Origin of the sequence: Streptomyces sp. NPDC093600, assembly GCF_044764755.1 — a bacterium.
GTDB lineage: Bacteria > Actinomycetota > Actinomycetes > Streptomycetales > Streptomycetaceae > Streptomyces.
Genome location: NZ_JBIWIU010000008.1, coordinates 85,642 through 100,054 on the forward strand (window position 1 = coordinate 85,642; position 14,413 = coordinate 100,054).

Consider the following 14,413-nt stretch of genomic DNA (forward strand, 5'->3'; position numbering starts at 1 on the left):
CGTGTGGGCTCAGGGGCGCTGCGGCGGCGGTGGTTCGTCGTACCGGTCCGGGTGGTCCGGGTGGTCCCGGTGGTACGGCTGGTCGCCGGCCCGGCCGTGGTCCCACTGGTTCTCGCCCTGGCCGCGCCCGTCCCAGCGGGGCTCGTCCATCGTCCGGGTCGGTGCGCCCCTGTCACCCGTGTCATGGGGGTACACGGGCGCGTCACCCGGTCCGGCCTCGCGCGGGGGTCCGTGACCGTCGACCCGCACCGCGTGCTCGCGGTGGCGGCCCGACATCACCGCCGCGGCGAGCAGGAGCAGCAGCCCGCCTCCCAGGGCGTAGAAGACGCCGTGGTCGAGGCCCATCCGCTCGCCGCCGACCGTCAGGCCGTTCTCGGCCTGCCCGACCCGGACCATCCACAGGATGGTGAAGCCGAGCACGATCACCCCGGCGACCGCGACCAGCAGACGGGAGCGGAGCACCAGGCCGATCAGCGTGAGGAGGGCGGCGAAGGCGAACGGCAGCAGGATCGACCCGATGACCTCGGCCCTCTCGTCGGTGATCCCGGCGAAGAGGTCCTCGATGCGGTAGTGCCTGCCGTGACGGCCGTCGTACCAGGCACGGAAGGGGCTCCAGACGGCGGCCGTCGCTCCGGCGAGCGCCAGGACGGAGCCGATGACGTTGCGGACCATCGCTCGGCCTCCTTCGGTCCGGCTCTCGGTCTCGACGCTACGCCGAGTGCGGGAGCCTCGCCACGCGGCTCGGGCTCCGGCGGCGGGTACACCTCGGAGCCGACGGTGACGCCGACGTCCAGCACCACGTCGGCGTTCGACGTGGTGGTCGTCGACACCGCGTGGAGCCCGCCCGGAAGAAGCGCAAGGGCAGGCCCGCCCGCAAGGCGGACACCACCGCGAGCTGGAGCTCACCTCGCGCGCGACGGTCACGGAGACCGGAGTGCGAGGTCTGGCGCGTGGGCGCGGCCTGATGCTCACCGCAGCCGGAAACCGTCCGCCCTCCGGGTGAACAGCTCCGCCTGCCGCCCGGCGGGCAGGTTCCCGAGCGCCACGAGGTGCGGCGCGTGGGCGAGGGCCTGGGCGCGGGCGGCCTCCTTGGCCGACCACAGGGCGCGGACCGTGCCCTGCACCGCCTCCGTCGGATGCGAGGCGATGACGGCGGCGGCCCGGCGGGCGGCGTCCAGCGCGCCGCCGGGCTCCGTCACCTCGGACACCAGACCCGTCTCGTACGCCCGCCGGGCCGAGATCCGCTCGGCGCTGCCCATCAGCGCCATGCGCGCCACCTCGCCGTACGGCATCCGCTGCGCCATGTGGACGGTCTCGAAGGCGCTGACCATGCCGTAGCTCGTGTGCGGGTCGAAGAAGACCGCCCCTTCGCCGGCGATGAGGAACTCCGCCTCGCCGAGGAGGTAGAACGCCCCGCCGCAGGCCATGCCCTCGACGGCGGCGATCACCGGTTTCCACAGGTCGTTGGCCTTCGGGCCGATGGCGACCAGCGGGTCGTCGATCGTGTACGGGGAGGAGGGCTGCGGGATCCCGGCGGCGGCCGTACGGTCGACGCCGGTGCAGAAGGCCCTGCCGCCCGCGCCGGTGACGACGATCGCCCGCACCTCGTCCGCGTACCGGAACTCCCGCCACACGGCGCCGAGCCGGCCCGCCATCTCCACCGTCAGCGCGTTGTGCTTCGAGGGCCGGTCGAGGGTGACGACCGCGACCCCGGACTCCTCGTCCGTCTCGACCCGGACGCTCATCCGCGCTCAAGCAGCCAGCGCGGGACGGCCATGCCGTCGATGTCGGTGAAGGCGACCCGTACCGGGGCCCCGATCCGCAGCCGCGCCGGGTCGACGGAGTCGAGAGCGGCGTCCGGGGCGGCGACCACATTGCCGACGAGGCGGATGCGGGGCGCTTCGGCGAGCTCGACGACGACGGCGTTGTACGGGGCCTGGGCGGCGTAGTCGGGAAGCAGCGGCGGATGGGGCAGGACGTACGACCAGATCCGGCCGCGGCCCGACATCCGGCGCCACTCGCTGTCGAACGACTGGCAGTGCGGGCAGCAGGGCCGGGGCGGGAAGCGCGGTTCGCCGCAGTCCGGGGCCGCGCAGGCCTGGACGCGGAGCTCGCCCCGGGCGGCGTACTCCCAGAAGGGGGCGCCGTCCTCGTCGACGACGGGTGTGAGCACGGGGGATCAACTCCTCAGCAGGAGAGCCGATGTGGGGACGCCTTCGCCGGCCGTGACCAGACAGGTGGCGGCGCCGGGGACCTGGGCGGTGGAGGTGCCGCGGAGCTGCTTCACGCCTTCGGTGATGAGGTTGAAGCCGTGGACGTACGCCTCGGAGAGGCCGCCGCCCCCCGTGTTGAGGGGCAGCCGTCCGCCGGTCTCCAGGGCCCCGCCCTCCGTGAACGCGGCTCCCTCGCCCCGCCCGCAGAAGCCGTAACCCTCCAGGGAGAGGGGGATGAGGGGGGTGAAGGCGTCGTAGATCTGGGCGACGTCGATGTCCTCGGGGCCGAAGTCGGCCCGCTTCCACAGGTGTCGGGCGGCGGTCCAGGCGGGACCGGAGAGCGGGTCGTCGTTCCAGTAGTTGACCATGCCGTGGTGCTGGGCGGGCAGGCCCTGGGCGACGGAGTGGACGTAGACGGGCTTTCGCCGGCAGTCGCGCGCCCGCTCGGCGGAGACGACGACGCAGGCGAGGGCCCCGTCGGTCTCCAGGCAGTTGTCGAAGAGGCAGAGGGGTTCGCTGATCCAGCGGGAGGTCATGTACATCTCGCGGGTGAGGGGCCGCTCGTACATGATCGCGGCGGGGTTCTGGTTGGCGCGGTTGCGGCAGGCGAGGGCGACGTTGAAGAGGTGGTCACGGGTGGCGCCGTACTCGTGCATGTAGCGGCGGGCGAGCATGCCGATCTCGTCGGCGGGGCGCAGCAGCCCGAAGGGCCGGGTCCACTGGCCGGGGGTGGGGAGCTGCGCCCGGGTGTTCTTCCACGGCCGCGGTCCGCTGCCCCGCTTGCGCGACCGCCAGGCGACGCCGACGCCGGCCTGACCGGTGGCTATGGCGGCGGCGAGGTGGCCGACGGTGGCGCACGAGCCGCCGCCGCCGAAGCCGACCTTGCTGAAGAAGGTGACGTCCCCGGCCCCGATGGACTTGGCGATCTCTACCTCGTCGGTCTCCTCCATGGTGTACGAGGCGAAGGCGTCGACCTCGGCCGGTGCGATGCCGGCGTCGTCGAGGGCGGCGAGGATCGCCCGGCAGGCGAGGGTCTTCTCGGACTCGGGGAGCTGTCTGGCGAACGCTGTCTGCCCGATTCCGACGATGGCGGTGGCGTCCTTGAGCACTGCAACCTCCCCGATCGCAAGCGACTGCCGAGCTGCTGACAGCGCGTCAGGCTACCGCTAATCTGACGCATAGTCAGCTCACGGGAGGGTGGGAGATGCGCGGCGACCTGGAGTGGGGCTCGATCCCGAGGCTGGTGCGCTCGGCGGCCGATCGGTACGGCGCGGCGGAGGCGGTCGTCGAGGGCCGTGTCCGCGTCTCGTACGAGGAGTTGGGCGCCCGCGTCGAACGCGCGGCGGCGGCCTGCATGGCGTCCGGTGTCGAGCCGGGCGACCGGGTCGCCGTCTGGGCGCCGAACACCCTGGACTGGATCGTCTCGGCGCTCGGCGCGGTGACGGCGGGGGCTGTGCTCGTCCCGCTGAACACCCGCTTCAAGGGCACCGAGGCGGCGTACGTCCTCGCCCGCTCGCGGGCCAGGCTGCTCTTCGTCACCGGCACCTTCCTGGGCACCTCCTACGTCGCGTCGCTGCGGCGGGCCGACGTGGAACTCCCGTACCTGAAAAGGGTGGTGGTCCTGGGCGACACCGCCCCGGACGACTATCTGACCTGGAAGTCCTTCCTGGCGGAGGGCGACGGCGTACCGTCGTCCGAGGTGCGGCGGCGGGCGGACGCGATCGCCTCCTCGGCCGCCTCGGACATCATCTTCACCTCGGGGACGACGGGCGCCCCGAAGGGCGCGGTGATCACCCATGCGCAGACCCTGCGCTGCTACGGCGTCTGGGCGGACCTCGCCGGCCTGCGGGAGGGCGACCGATATCTGATCGTGAACCCGTTCTTCCACACCTTCGGCTACAAGGCCGGGATCATCGCCTGCCTGATGCGGGGCGCGGTCATGATCCCGCAGCCGGTCTTCAACGTGGACACGGTCCTCGCGAACGTCGCCGCCGAACGGATCTCGGTGCTCCCCGGCCCGCCCACCCTGCTCCAGTCGCTCCTGGACCACCCGTCCCGCCGCTCGTACGACCTCTCGGCGCTCCGTCTCGTGGTGACGGGCGCGGCGGTGGTCCCGCTCCGGCTGGTCGAGCGTCTCCGCGGCGAACTGGGCGTCGGCACGGTCCTGACGGCGTACGGCCTCTCCGAGGCGAGCGGCATCGTCACCATGTGCCGCCGCGGCGACCCGGCCGAGGTCATCGCGACCACCTCGGGCCGCCCGATCCCGGACACGGAGGTCCGCCTCTCGGAGTCGGGCGAGATCCTGGTCCGCGGCCACCAGGTGATGCGCGGCTACTTCGAGGACGACGAGGAGACGGCCCGGGCCATCGACCCGGACGGCTGGCTCCACACCGGCGACGTGGGCGTCCTGGACGAGGCGGGCAACCTGCGGATCACCGACCGGATCAAGGACATGTTCATCGTCGGCGGCTTCAACGCCTACCCGGCGGAGATCGAGCGACTCCTCGGCCTCCACCCCGACATCGCGGACGTGGCGGTCATCGGCATCCCGGACCCCCGCCTCGGCGAGGTGGCCAAGGCGTTCGCGGTCCGCCGCCCGGGAGCGCGGGTGACGGCGGACGACCTGATCGCCTGGGCACGGCGTGAGATGGCGAACTACAAGGTGCCGAGGGAGGTCGAGTTCGTCCCGGAACTGCCCAGGAACGCGAGCGGCAAGGTGGTGAAGGGGGCCCTGCGGGCTCAGACGAGGGGGGACGGGTAGGGGCGGGGCTCCGGCCGGTGGGGGCAGGAGGGCGACGGCTTAGGTGGCGGCCCGGGGCGCGGCCCTGTACACCGACGCATGCCTTCATGGCGTCTCGCCGACGCCGGAGGTGTCGCGGCACTCGGCGATGAGAAGGGCGTCTCGCAGGGCGGCGACGAGGTGACCGGCCAGGACGTGCAGTTCCTCGGGTGACGGGCGCTCGCCGGTCAGGGTGTCGTGGGCCCGCTCCAGGATCTGGCGGGCGAGGCCGAGCTGAACGGTCTCGATCTGATCGGCCAGACGGGACAGACGCCCCGTGCCGTCACCGATCAGGTAGCAGGGCTTGCCGTCCGCACCGCTCCAGGGGAGCAGACGCGGGGAGCGGATCGGATTCATGCCGTCTCCAAGGGGTGGATGACACGGGTGTCGAGGTCGATGCCGTACGTGGCGGCGAGGAGAGTGATCCGGCGCTGCTGCCGGACAGCCTCCTCCCGCTCGTACGCGGGGAGATAGGGGCGTACGAGGGCGGTGGCGGCGCCGTCGATGGGGGCGTGCCAGACGCGGACGTTGGGGGCGGGGCGCGTCGGGGGAGGCGGTGGCGGTGGCGGTTCGGGGCGCACGGGAGTGAGGCCGGCACGGTGGCGACCGGTGGGCGTCACCAGTGAGCGGACTCGGGACGCGAGTCGGACGAGTGTGGGAAGCATTTCAACGGGCCTCTTCCGGAGTCGAATTGCCGATGACGAGTTCCGCCCATACCGCGCAGCCGTCACTGGTCGTGCCGTTGGTGGCGCTGAAGGCCCGGATGATGGCGAGCCCGGGGCCGTGGCTGCAACGGACGGGAAGCTCGACGGGGCCTCGGGCGGTGATGCGGATGCGGTGGTCTGCCGTCGACAGCGTCATCTCGACGAAGGCCGGTCGCGTGCCGAGACACGCCACGAACAGCTCGTGCGCCACCAGCGGGGCGTCGCCCTGCGGTATGTGGCTCCTCGTCCAGCACCGAACGCTTCGTGCCTCCTGTGGCACGGCCCCGAAGCATCTGGACCACGAACAGCCCGAAGCGGGCATGGCACCTCCCAGCCGTTATCTGATTACAGATAGCGGTTATCTGTAATCAGAATGCCGACGCGGTTGGCGTCGGTCAAGCCGGGCGGGACATTATGTGTATGCAGATTGGGATGCTCGTTCGGAACGGTGGTGTGGCGTGGCACAGCCCGAGTACCAGCGGATCGCCGCTGACCTGCGGCGTCGTATCTCTTCTGGGGAGTTCGGGCCTGGTGAACGGCTGCCGATCCTCCCCGCGTTGTGCGAGGAGTACGGCGTCTCGGAGGTCACCGTTCGCAACGCGCTTGGGCTGCTGCGCAACGAGGGTGTGATCGAAAGCCGCGCGCGAGCGGGTACCCGGGTGCGCCCGCGTCCGCCTGTGCATCGGATGGCGGCGGATCGCTATCGAGCCGCTCCGGGAGCGAAGTCCACGCCGTTCACACGGGATCAGGGCATCGGATGGTCGGAGTACCGGCTCGACAAGCGCTTCGAGAAGGTCCAGGCGGACACGGAACTGGCGGCGTTGTTCGAGTGTGAGGCGGGCGAACGGCTCCTCGCGCGGCACTTCGTCTTCTACGACAACGACGTGCCGACGCAGCTGAGCACCAGTTACGTGCGGTGGAGCGACGTCGCCGGAACGCCGGTCGCCGATCCCATCCACGAGCCGTGGCCGGGCGGAACTCGGGCTCAGCTGGCCAGCCTCGGGATCACGGTCGCCCGCATCACCGAGTCGTTCACGTGCGGCATGCCCAGCGAGGGCGAGGCGGCGGCGCTGCGTATCGGTTCCGGTGTGCCGGTGTTGCGTTATACACGGCGGCACATCGCGGATTCGGGGCGCGTGGTCGAGGTCGCGCATCCCATCGTGCGGCGGGGTGACACGACCGTCGTCGACTTCGTCATCGACCTCGACGCCTCGTAAGGCGGACCAAGGCCCCGCGCGCGGCGAAGGGGCCGGGCGGGTGCCCGGCCCCTTCTTCTTGCGTCCGGTCGCTTTCGCGCCGCGCCCTGCCCGGCGGGTCCCCCCAGACCCGTCGGCTGTCCCCCGGGCGTTCGCGTTCCGGCGGTCCGGACTTCCACAGCACCGGCGACTCCCCCGATGGTGCCGCCGGGGCTGCGCCCCGTGGGGAGTGGTCTACTTGGCCGGCTCCGTCGTCACGTGGATGTTCTCGGTCGACGCGGTGCCGCCGTCCTCGCCGCCGCCGCCCGTCACGTGGATGTTCTTGATGCCGATCTTGTCGGCGATCGCGTCGGTGGCCTCACCGCCCGTGACGTGGATGTTCTTCGTCTCGATGTCGGTCGCCTCGCCGCCGGTGACGTGGATGTTCGTCGGCTTGACGATCTGCTCGTCGCTCATCGCAACTCCTGTTGATGCTTCGATTCAGATGGGTCGGCGAGACCCGTCCGGCTGCTCCCCCGTGGACTGCCGAACGGGCCTCTGCGCAGGGCCGATCACCCTAGTGCGTCGGGGCCACGGCCTCACCGGCGACCCGTCTGCCCCCCGACGCGACGGATCGATGAGTAGGAGCATGCCGGGCCGCGATAAACGAACGATGAACGCCCAGTACGGGGGCGCGGGCACACGGTCGGGCACACGGTCAGGCGGCGGCGGCCGGCTGCAGCAGCGACCTGACCTCCGCCGCCTCCGGGGAGCCCAGCCTCTCGTGGATGGCCAACGACTCCCGCCAGCAGACCTCGGCCCGGCCGAGCTGCCCTATGCCGTGCAGCGCGCGGCCCAGGACGGTGAGCACGTTGCCGCGTCGCCAGTCGCCGCCCACGTCCCGCAGGACGGTCAGGGCCATCTCGGCGTTCGAGGCCGCCTGGGCGAACCGCCGGCCTGCCACCTCGACCTCCGCCAGCCGGAAGAGGGTCATGCCCTCCCAGAGGCGCTGGCGGCTGTCCCGGAAGACCTCCAGGGCGGCGGCGAGGCTCTCGGACGCCTCGCCGAGCTGACCGCTCTGGGTCAGGGCCACGCCCATGGCGTAGCGGCCGTTCGCCCCCTTCAGGGCGTGGCCCATCCGGTCGTACATGTCGGCGCCCTGCCGCGCCAGGCTGACCGCGCTCGCCGTCCGTCCGGTGACGAGATGGATGCGGGAGAGGTTGCACAGGGCGCTCGCCTCGCCGGGCCCGTCCTGGCACTCGCGGAAGGCGTCGATGGCGCGGTTGAGGAACTGCTCGCCCTCGGCGTAGCGGTTGCGGTAGACCGCCATCACGCCCAGCGTGTTCGCCGCCCAGCACTGCGGGAGCCGGTCGTCGACGGTCTCGGCGAGCCGCATCGCCTCCCGCGCCTCCTGGTCGGCCTGGTCGAACCGGCCCGAGACGTGGTGGACGTACGCGAGCGTGATGGCCGCCCGCCCCTCCGCCCGGGTGTCGCCCGCCGCGGCCGCCGCGTCGCGCAGACCCGCGGCCACCGCCTCGTACTCCTTCGAGTTCGCGCCCGACTCCGCCAGGTCCAGCGACGCCCACAGCAGGTCGACCGCCCGCCGCAGGGTCCCCGCGCCCGCCGACTGGCGTACGCAGCCCAGCAGGCAGTTCGCCTCCGCGTACAGCCAGTCCTGGGCCGCGTGGCGGTCGGTGAAGGCCAGGCCCTCGTACTCCGTCGGCTCCAGATGGTCGACCAGCCGGTCGCCGGGCCGCTCGATGGCGTACACCCGGGAGGCCGTCGACAGATAGAAGTCGAGGAGGCGCGACAGGGCCCGCTCCCGCTCGACCGGGGGCTGTTCGTCCCGCTCCGCGCACGCACGCGCGTAGAGCCGGACCAGGTCGTGGTAGCGGTAGCGGCCGGGGGCGGCCGACTCCAGGAGCGAGGTGTCCACCAGGGCCTCCAGGAGGTCCTCGGTGTCCTGGGCCGGAAGGTCGAGGACGGCCGCCGCCGCCGGGAGGGAGATGTCGGGGCCGTCGGCCAGGCCCAGGAGGCGGAAGGCGCGGGCCTGGGCCGGTTCCAGCTGGCCGTAGCCGAGTTCGAAGGTGGCCTTGACCGCGAGGTCGCCCGCCTGGAGCTCGTCCAGACGGCGGCGCTCGTCGGCGAGCTTGGCCGCGAGGACGGCGACCGTCCAGGTGCGGCGGGCCGCCAGACGGGACGCCGCGATGCGGATCGCGAGGGGAAGGAAGCCGCAGGCGGCGACCACGTCGAGGGCCGCCTCGCGCTCCGCCGAGACCCGCTCCGCGCCGACGATGCGGGTGAACAGCTGGAGCGCCTCCTCCGGGGACATCACGTCCAGGTCCACCAGATGCGCCCCGGCCAGGTCCACCATCCGGATACGGCTGGTCACCAGTGCCGCGCAGCCCGCCGTGCCCGGCAGCAGCGGACGGATCTGGGCCGCGTCCCGGGCGTTGTCGAGGAGCACCAGGATCCTGCGGCCGTCGAGCGTCGAGCGGTACAGCGCCGCCCGGTCGTCCAGCGAGTCGGGGATCGCGGAGTCGGGGGTGCCCAGGGCGCGCAGGAACGACCCGAGGACCGTCTCGGGGGCGGCGGCCCGCGCGCCCGCGCCCTGGAGGTCGACGTAGAGCTGGCCGTCCGGGAAGTGCGGGCGGGCCTCGTGCGCCACGTGCACGGCCAGGGTCGTCTTGCCGACACCGCCGATGCCCGCGAGCGCCGAGACCGCCATGACGGAGCCCTCGGCGGTCGCGAGCCGGTCGCCCAGCTCCCGTACGAAGGCGGCGCGGCCGGTGAAGTCGGGGACGGTCGCGGGGAGCTGGGCGGGCCGGGAGACGACGAGGGCCGGTGCGGGTTCCTCGACGGGGCGGGCCAGTTCGGCGTCCGCCCGGAGGATCCGCTGCTGGAGCCGGGCGAGCTCCGGGCACGGGTCGACCCCCAGCTCGTCGGCGAGGAGCCGGCGGGTGTCCGCGTACACGGCCAGGGCCTCCGCCTGCCGCCCGCTGCGGTAGAGGGCGAGCATCAGCAGTTCGCGCAGCCGCTCCCGCAGCGGGTGGGCGGCGGTGAGCGCCGTCAGCTCGGAGACGGCCTCCGCGTGTGCGCCGGCCTCCAGGTCCATGTCCAGGCGGGTTTCGAGCAGTTGGAGGCGCCACTCCTCCAGGCGGACCCGCTGCGTCTCGGCGTACGGTCCCGGTACGGAGGCCAGCGCCTCGCCGTCCCACAGCCCGAGCGACTTGTTGATCCGGGCCCGTGCCTCGCCGCGGTCCCCGGCGGCCCGCAGCTTCTCCGCCTCGGCCGCCAGGTCGGCGGCGACGTTCAGGTCGAGGGCCGAGTGGTGGGTGCGCACGGCGTAGCCGCCGGACACGCTGACGAGGACCCCGGGCGGCAGGATCTTGCGCAGCCGCGAGGCGTACGTCCGTACCGCCGCCAGCGCCTGCGAGGGCGGTTCGTCGCCCCAGATGGCGTCGATCAGCTCGGCGGCCGTGGCCGTGCGCCCGTCGCGCAGCAGCAGCGCCGCGAGGAGCGCCCGCTGCTGCGGGGAGCCGGAGGGGAGGGCTTCTCCGGCCCGCCAGGCGCGTACCGGACCGAGCACGCCGAAGCGCAGGTCCTGACCGACGCTGTCGGGACCACCTGTCGACGGAGCCCGCTGCTCCGGAACTCGCGGGCCGTTCTCACGGTCCATAGCTCCCCCTGCCGTACCGCTGGTTTCGCCCAAGACAGTCTGCCTTGTCCGGAGGGGGCGCGTCAGCATCGGGTGACTGTCTGCACAAGTCCTGCCACAGATCAGGGTATCCCGAGAGCTGACGGACCGTCAGTTCAGCGCTACCGTGAAACGCATGGAGACCTTCCCGAAGATCATCTCGGTGGACGACCACACCGTGGAGCCCCCGCACGTCTGGCGGGACCGGCTCCCGTCCCGGTACCGCGACACCGGGCCGCGGATCGTCCGCGCCCCGCTGAAGGAAATGACCTTCCTCGGTGGCAGATTCGCGCCGGTCATGGGGGCCAGGGGCGACGACGGGCCGGTCGGCGACTGGTGGGTGTACGAGGATCTGCGCCGTCCGCTGACCCGGCTCGACACCGCCGTCGGCTACGACCGCGACGAGATCAGGCTCGAAGTGATCACCTACGAGCAGATGCGCCCGGGCTCCTACTCCGTGCCCGACCGGCTCGCCGACATGGACGTGAACCACGTCCAGTCCGCGCTCTGCTTCCCCACCTTCCCGCGCTTCTGCGGGCAGACCTTCACCGAGGCGGGCGACCGCGAGCTCGGTCTGCTCGGCGTGCGGGCCTACAACGACTGGATGGTGGAGGAGTGGTGCGGCCCCGAGGCGCGCGGCCGGCTCATACCCCTCACGCTGATCCCCCTCTGGGACGCCGAGCTCGCCGCCGCGGAGGTCCGCCGCAACGCCGCCCGGGGCGTGCGCGCCGTCGCCTTCTCCGAGATCCCGCCGCACCTCGGCCTGCCGTCGGTGCACACCGACCACTGGGACCCGTTCCTGCGGGCCTGTGACGAGACCGGCACGGTCATCGCCATGCACATCGGCTCCTCCAGCCGTATGCCGTCGACCTCCGCCGACGCCCCGCCCGCCGTCGGCTCCACCATCACCTTCGCCAACTGCTGCTTCTCGATGGTGGACTGGCTGATGAGCGGCAAGTTCGAGCGCTTCCCGAACCTGAGGGTGATGTACGCGGAGGGCCAGATCGGGTGGATCCCCTACATCCTGGAACGCGCGGACGTGGTGTGGGAGGAGAACCGCGGCTGGGGCGGTGTCGCCGACAAGGTGCTGCGCCCGCCGTCGGAGCTGTTCGCCGGGCATGTGTACGGCTGCTTCTTCGACGACGCCTTCGGGCTGCGGAACCTCGACGCGATCGGGGTGGGCAACGTCCTGTACGAGACGGACTACCCGCACTCGGACTCCACCTGGCCCAAGTCCCGCGAGGTCGGCGAGGCGCAGATGGGGCATCTGGCGCCGGACGTCGTCGAGCGGATCGTGCGGGGGAACGCGATCGATCTGCTGGGCCTGACGCCGGAGGGGCTCTGGCAGCCCTGACCGATCAGCGGACGTCGTGGACGCTGTGCTCGCTCAGGTCGGCCGCGTGCCGAGCGATGGTGCGGTAGTCGACGTCGTCGTGAAGGACGGTCAGACCGTGATGGGCCGCTGTGGCGGCGGTGATCAGATCGACGGCCGAGGCGCTCCTGTGTTCCCCGGCCCTCGCCATCCGGTGCTGGACGGAGCTGATCCAGCGTCCCGCGTTCTTCGGGACCGCTACGTCGGGGTAGAGATCGCTGAACATCTCCGCGATCTCGTCGTACTCGCGACTGCTCCGAGCGCTGTAGAGGAACTCGGCGCGCTGGGGGTAGCAGGACGCGATCGCCTCGGCGTCGACGGCGTCGTACCACGCGGACTGGAGCTTTGCGTCACTGAGCAGCCGGACAAGACCGGACGTGTCGAGGAGATAGATCACCGACTGTCCTTCTCGGCTTGATGCCGACGCTCGGCGTCCTCGATCGCTCCCCACGTGCGGGCACGCTCGAAGTGACGGCTGATGCGCGCTGCCCGGTCCTGCCGGTCGGCATAGAAGCGGAGGGCCAGGTTGACCGCCTCCTTCTTGGTCCGGGCCTTGGACAGGGCCATGGCTCGCTGCAGTGCGTCATCGTCTATGTCGATCTGGGTCACAGCCATGCCGCGCCTCCTGCGTGTGGGTTATGTACAAAGAATCATACGCCACCAACATTTCCTGGGCGACCGCCGACGTCGACCAAGCCCTTGCCTGATGCGGTGCCGGCGATGACGATGGGTCCTCACGCTGCCTGATGGATCGTCAGATGTGAGGTCTCCCATGGTCGTGTACGGCATACAGCTCCCGGTCCAGTCGCAGAGCGCCCTCTACGCCGAGCCCTGGGAGGCCGCCGCCGGGCCCGCCGACCTGCTGGAGATCGCGCGCACCGCCGACCGCGCCGGGTTCCACTACATCGCCTGCTGCGACCACGTCGCCGTCCCGCGCCGGCTCGCCGGGGCGATGAGCACCGTCTGGTACGACCCGGTCGCCACCCTCTCCTTCCTCGCCGCCGCCACCGAGCAGGTCCGGCTGCTCTCCCACGTCGCCGTGGTCGGGCTGCGCCACCCGCTGGTGAGCGCCAAGGCGTACGCGACCCTCGACCACCTCTCCGGCGGGCGGCTGGTCCTCGGGGTCGGTGCCGGACATGTGCGGGAGGAGTTCGAGGCGGTCGGTGCGGACTTCGACGGGCGCGGTGCGCTCCTCGACGAGACGGTCGACGCGCTCCGGGCGGCGCTCGGACCGGAGGAGTACCCCGAGTTCAGCGGCGCGCGGTTCGCGTTCAAGGAGCTGGGGCAGCGGCCCCGGCCCGCCCAGGAGCGGGTCCCGGTGTGGGTCGGCGGCTCCTCGCCGGCCGCCGTGCGCCGGGCGGCGCTGCGGGGCGACGGCTGGCTGCCGCAGGGTGATCCGCGCGAGAAGCTGCCCGCCTTGATCGCCCGGCTGACGGACCTGCGCGCCGGGGCGGGGATCGAGGAGCCGCTCACCGTCGGGGCGATCGTCGAGCCGCTCTACGTCGGCACCCCCGCCTGGGAGGTCGGCCGGCGGACGCTGACCGGCGCGCCGCAGGCCCTCGCCGCCTCACTGCGTGCCTACGAGGAGATGGGCGTGCACCAGATCCAGGTCCGGTTCCGCTCCCGGAGCCGTACCGAACTCACCGACCAGATGGCGGCCTTCGCCGCCGAGGTGGCTCCGCACCTCTAGAGAGGAGTACGGACATGGGCAAGCTGGACGGGCGGGTCGTGGTCATCACGGGCGCGGCGCGCGGTCAGGGCGAGCAGGAGGCGCGGCTCTTCGCCGCCGAGGGGGCCCGGGTCGTGCTCGGGGACGTACGCGACGATCCCGGCGAGGCGCTGGCCGCAGAGCTGGGGAAGGAGCGGGCGGCGTACGTCCACCTCGACGTGACCAGGGAGGCGGACTGGGCGGGCGCGGTCGCCGTCGCCCAGGAGCGGTTCGGGCGGATCGACGGGCTGGTGAACAACGCCGGCATCCTCCGCTTCAACGAGCTGGTCTCCACGCCGCTGGACGAGTTCCAGGCGATCGTCTCGGTCAACCAGGTCGGGTGCTTCCTGGGCATACGGACGATCGCGCCGGAGATCGAGGCGGCGGGCGGCGGGACGATCGTCAACACGGCCTCGTACACGGGCCTGACGGGCATGGCGGGGGTCGGTGCCTACGCCGCCACCAAGCACGCGGTCCTCGGACTCACCCGGGTCGCGGCCCTGGAGCTGGCGGCCAGGGGCATCCGCGTCAACGCGGTCTGCCCGGGGGCGATCGACACCCCGATGAGCAACCCGGAGGGCGTCGACCCGGCGGCCACGGCCGAGCTGTACCGGAAGCTGGTGCCGCTGGGCCGGATCGGGCGGCCCGAGGAGGTGGCGGCGCTCGCGCTCTTCCTGACCGGGGACGACTCCGCGTACATCACCGGGCAGCCGTTCGTTATCGACGGCGGCTGGCTGGCCGGAGTCAGCCTCTTCTGACGCTCCA

The 14,413-nt window shown here is 72.2% G+C and carries 16 protein-coding genes; 5 read left to right on the forward strand and 11 right to left on the reverse strand.

The window, feature by feature from the left end:
• Positions 1-9: 9 nt before the first annotated feature.
• The 4 genes from ACIRB4_RS20535 to ACIRB4_RS20550 all read right to left on the reverse strand — a co-directional run bounded on the left by ACIRB4_RS20535 (position 10) and on the right by ACIRB4_RS20550 (position 3,322).
• Complete coding sequence (locus tag ACIRB4_RS20535; RefSeq protein WP_403293123.1) at positions 10-672, reverse strand: hypothetical protein; 663 nt, start codon at positions 670-672, stop codon at positions 10-12.
• A 296-nt stretch (positions 673-968) separates the two neighbouring features.
• Positions 969-1,745, reverse strand: coding sequence for an enoyl-CoA hydratase/isomerase family protein (locus ACIRB4_RS20540; protein ID WP_403293124.1), 777 nt, complete (start codon positions 1,743-1,745; stop codon positions 969-971).
• Positions 1,742-2,173, reverse strand: coding sequence for a Zn-ribbon domain-containing OB-fold protein (locus tag ACIRB4_RS20545; RefSeq protein WP_403293126.1), 432 nt, complete (start codon positions 2,171-2,173; stop codon positions 1,742-1,744). The genes ACIRB4_RS20540 and ACIRB4_RS20545 overlap by 4 nt, the downstream gene beginning before the upstream one ends.
• Before the next feature lie 6 nt (positions 2,174-2,179).
• Positions 2,180-3,322, reverse strand: coding sequence for a lipid-transfer protein (locus ACIRB4_RS20550; protein WP_403293127.1), 1,143 nt, complete (start codon positions 3,320-3,322; stop codon positions 2,180-2,182).
• A 95-nt stretch (positions 3,323-3,417) separates the two neighbouring features.
• On the opposite strand from ACIRB4_RS20550, the gene ACIRB4_RS20555 reads away from it, so the two are divergent.
• Positions 3,418-4,974, forward strand: a complete 1,557-nt coding sequence (locus ACIRB4_RS20555) for a FadD3 family acyl-CoA ligase (protein ID WP_403293129.1) — start codon at positions 3,418-3,420, stop codon at positions 4,972-4,974.
• Between the two features lie 84 nt (positions 4,975-5,058).
• Here the strand turns inward: ACIRB4_RS20555 and ACIRB4_RS20560 are convergent, their stop codons facing one another.
• From ACIRB4_RS20560 to ACIRB4_RS20570, 3 genes are read right to left on the reverse strand one after another with little or no spacing between them, the layout of a single operon-like run.
• Positions 5,059-5,349: a hypothetical protein gene (locus ACIRB4_RS20560; RefSeq protein ID WP_403293130.1), complete on the reverse strand. Its 291-nt coding sequence runs from the start codon at positions 5,347-5,349 to the stop codon at positions 5,059-5,061.
• On the reverse strand, positions 5,346-5,657 hold the full coding sequence (locus ACIRB4_RS20565) for a hypothetical protein (RefSeq protein ID WP_403293132.1): 312 nt from the start codon (positions 5,655-5,657) through the stop codon (positions 5,346-5,348). Before ACIRB4_RS20565 ends, ACIRB4_RS20560 begins: the two co-directional genes overlap by 4 nt.
• 1 nt (position 5,658) lies before the next feature.
• Complete coding sequence (locus ACIRB4_RS20570; protein WP_403293133.1) at positions 5,659-5,907, reverse strand: hypothetical protein; 249 nt, start codon at positions 5,905-5,907, stop codon at positions 5,659-5,661.
• Between the two features lie 247 nt (positions 5,908-6,154).
• On the opposite strand from ACIRB4_RS20570, the gene ACIRB4_RS20575 reads away from it, so the two are divergent.
• Positions 6,155-6,913, forward strand: a complete 759-nt coding sequence (locus ACIRB4_RS20575) for a GntR family transcriptional regulator (RefSeq protein WP_403293135.1) — start codon at positions 6,155-6,157, stop codon at positions 6,911-6,913.
• A gap of 213 nt (positions 6,914-7,126) precedes the next feature.
• Here the strand turns inward: ACIRB4_RS20575 and ACIRB4_RS20580 are convergent, their stop codons facing one another.
• Positions 7,127-7,348 (reverse strand): hypothetical protein, encoded by a 222-nt coding sequence (locus ACIRB4_RS20580; RefSeq protein ID WP_403293136.1) that lies wholly within the window; start codon positions 7,346-7,348, stop codon positions 7,127-7,129.
• A 241-nt stretch (positions 7,349-7,589) separates the two neighbouring features.
• Positions 7,590-10,550 carry a BTAD domain-containing putative transcriptional regulator gene (locus ACIRB4_RS20585; RefSeq protein WP_403293138.1) on the reverse strand — a complete coding sequence of 987 codons (2,961 nt, stop codon included), beginning with the start codon at positions 10,548-10,550 and terminating at the stop codon, positions 7,590-7,592.
• Positions 10,551-10,704: 154 nt separating this feature from the next.
• Here ACIRB4_RS20585 and ACIRB4_RS20590 point away from each other — a divergent pair, with 154 nt between their 5' ends.
• Entirely contained in the window at positions 10,705-11,922 is a 1,218-nt protein-coding gene (locus ACIRB4_RS20590; RefSeq protein ID WP_403293140.1) for an amidohydrolase family protein, read from the forward strand.
• Between the two features lie 4 nt (positions 11,923-11,926).
• Here ACIRB4_RS20590 and ACIRB4_RS20595 read toward each other — a convergent pair whose 3' ends face one another.
• Both ACIRB4_RS20595 and ACIRB4_RS20600 read right to left on the reverse strand, forming a co-directional pair.
• Positions 11,927-12,337 carry a PIN domain-containing protein gene (locus ACIRB4_RS20595; protein WP_403293142.1) on the reverse strand — a complete coding sequence of 137 codons (411 nt, stop codon included), beginning with the start codon at positions 12,335-12,337 and terminating at the stop codon, positions 11,927-11,929.
• Positions 12,334-12,555, reverse strand: a complete 222-nt coding sequence (locus tag ACIRB4_RS20600) for a type II toxin-antitoxin system VapB family antitoxin (protein ID WP_403293144.1) — start codon at positions 12,553-12,555, stop codon at positions 12,334-12,336. The genes ACIRB4_RS20595 and ACIRB4_RS20600 overlap by 4 nt, the downstream gene beginning before the upstream one ends.
• 157 nt (positions 12,556-12,712) lie before the next feature.
• Between ACIRB4_RS20600 and ACIRB4_RS20605 the strand changes: the two genes are divergently transcribed.
• Positions 12,713-13,630 carry a TIGR03619 family F420-dependent LLM class oxidoreductase gene (locus ACIRB4_RS20605; RefSeq protein ID WP_403293500.1) on the forward strand — a complete coding sequence of 306 codons (918 nt, stop codon included), beginning with the start codon at positions 12,713-12,715 and terminating at the stop codon, positions 13,628-13,630.
• A 14-nt stretch (positions 13,631-13,644) separates the two neighbouring features.
• The gene (locus ACIRB4_RS20610; protein ID WP_403293146.1) at positions 13,645-14,406 is read left to right on the forward strand and encodes an SDR family NAD(P)-dependent oxidoreductase; all 762 of its coding nucleotides are present in this window, start codon (positions 13,645-13,647) and stop codon (positions 14,404-14,406) included.
• Positions 14,407-14,413: the final 7 nt, after the last annotated feature.

Coding starts and splice junctions, on each gene's coding strand:
- ACIRB4_RS20585 (WP_403293138.1), bottom strand. CDS start 10,550: ATGGACCGTGAGAACGGCCCGCGAGTTCCGGAGCAGCGGGCTCCGTCG.
- ACIRB4_RS20610 (WP_403293146.1), top strand. CDS start 13,645: ATGGGCAAGCTGGACGGGCGGGTCGTGGTCATCACGGGCGCGGCGCGC.
- ACIRB4_RS20590 (WP_403293140.1), top strand. CDS start 10,705: ATGGAGACCTTCCCGAAGATCATCTCGGTGGACGACCACACCGTGGAG.
- ACIRB4_RS20540 (WP_403293124.1), bottom strand. CDS start 1,745: ATGAGCGTCCGGGTCGAGACGGACGAGGAGTCCGGGGTCGCGGTCGTC.
- ACIRB4_RS20560 (WP_403293130.1), bottom strand. CDS start 5,349: ATGAATCCGATCCGCTCCCCGCGTCTGCTCCCCTGGAGCGGTGCGGAC.
- ACIRB4_RS20580 (WP_403293136.1), bottom strand. CDS start 7,348: ATGAGCGACGAGCAGATCGTCAAGCCGACGAACATCCACGTCACCGGC.
- ACIRB4_RS20565 (WP_403293132.1), bottom strand. CDS start 5,657: ATGCTTCCCACACTCGTCCGACTCGCGTCCCGAGTCCGCTCACTGGTG.
- ACIRB4_RS20535 (WP_403293123.1), bottom strand. CDS start 672: ATGGTCCGCAACGTCATCGGCTCCGTCCTGGCGCTCGCCGGAGCGACG.
- ACIRB4_RS20555 (WP_403293129.1), top strand. CDS start 3,418: ATGCGCGGCGACCTGGAGTGGGGCTCGATCCCGAGGCTGGTGCGCTCG.
- ACIRB4_RS20600 (WP_403293144.1), bottom strand. CDS start 12,555: ATGGCTGTGACCCAGATCGACATAGACGATGACGCACTGCAGCGAGCC.
- ACIRB4_RS20605 (WP_403293500.1), top strand. CDS start 12,713: ATGGTCGTGTACGGCATACAGCTCCCGGTCCAGTCGCAGAGCGCCCTC.